Raw genomic sequence first — 1,399 nt, forward strand, 5'->3', positions numbered from 1 at the left:
GGCGAATACGGTGATTGAGAACTACGCGGTGGAGATCGCCTAAATTGAAAGCAGCCGTCGTCCTTCTGCCCGGCCTCAACCGCGACCGCGACATGATCGCGGCGTTGACCAAGATTTCGGGAACGCCGCCGGTCACCGTGTGGCAGACCGACACCGAAATCCCCGATGTGGACCTGATCGCCATTCCGGGCGGCTTTTCCTTCGGCGACTATCTGCGCTGCGGCGCGATCGCCGCGCGCATGCCGGTCATGCGGGCGGTGGCCGAAAAAGCGGCCGCGGGCGTTACGGTCATCGGCGTCTGCAATGGTTTCCAGATCCTGGTCGAGGCCGGCCTGTTGCCGGGCGCCTTGATGCGCAACACCTCGCTGAAATTCGTCTGCCGGCAGGTGAAGCTCGAGATCACCAATGCCAACACCATGTTCACGCGCCGCTATCAGCCGGGCCAGATCATCCGCTCGCCGGTCGCGCATCATGACGGCAATTATTTCGCCGACGCCGACACGCTTGCCCGTATCGAAGGCGAAGGCCAGGTGGTGTTCCGCTATGCCGAGGGCACCAACCCCAACGGCTCGATCAACGACATTGCCGGCATCGTCAACAGCCAAGGCAATGTGCTCGGGCTGATGCCGCATCCGGAAAACCTGATCGAAGCAGCCCATGGCGGCACCGATGGCCGCGGACTGTTCGAGAGCGCCCTCGGCATCGCAGCCTGACGATATCGAAGCGAACAGCTTGAAAACAGCCGGACATTCCTGTCTCTTTGGAGCAAGTCTGGTTCATTGGGGAGAGAGACGGTCATGAAACTCTATTCGCGGCCGTTGTCGCCCTACTCGTCGATCGTGCGGGCACTGGCCTACATCAAGGACGTACCACTCAAGATCATCGCGCCGCCGCCCGGTTTTCCCATCCCGGAAGAGTTTCGCGCCATCTCACCGATGAACCGGATTCCGGTGCTGATCACCGGCTCGGGCGAGACGATCGTCGAATCGGTGGTCATCGCCGAATATCTCGAGGAACGGTTTCCGGAGCCGGCGCTGCTGCCGCCCGATTCCAAGGACCGGGCACTGGTGCGCATGTTCGCCCGCATCACCGATCTCGATGTGCTGACCCCGACGATGAAGCTTTTCGAGCTCCATTTCGTGCCGAAGCGCAACAATGCCGAGATCGACGCCCAGTTTGCCCGCCTGCATCACGGGCTGGCGGCAATCGAGGCGCGCATGGCGCAGGGCCCATTCGCGCTCGGCGACGACATCAGCTTCGCCGATGCCTGGCTGACGCCGACACGGTTCATCTTCAACAATTTCCGCGCCATGACGGGACGCCACGACCTGCTCGACGCCTATCCCAAATTCGACGCCTACCAGCAGATCGCCTCGCAACACCCGGCATTGTCGCGGGT

2 protein-coding genes are annotated in these 1,399 nt (G+C 62.2%); both read left to right on the forward strand.

From position 1 onward, the window contains the following. The first annotated feature begins 44 nt into the window (after nucleotides 1-44). Nucleotides 45-713 carry a phosphoribosylformylglycinamidine synthase subunit PurQ gene (gene purQ, locus EN939_RS34190; protein WP_127269903.1) on the forward strand — a complete coding sequence of 223 codons (669 nt, stop codon included), beginning with the start codon at nucleotides 45-47 and terminating at the stop codon, nucleotides 711-713. A gap of 84 nt (nucleotides 714-797) precedes the next feature. Beyond that, nucleotides 798-1,399: glutathione S-transferase family protein (locus EN939_RS34195; protein ID WP_164751516.1), on the forward strand; the 602-nt coding region annotated here is incomplete at its 3' end.

The organism is Mesorhizobium sp. M7A.F.Ca.CA.002.05.1.1, assembly GCF_003998335.1.
In the GTDB taxonomy this organism is placed as follows: Bacteria; Pseudomonadota; Alphaproteobacteria; order Rhizobiales; family Rhizobiaceae; genus Mesorhizobium.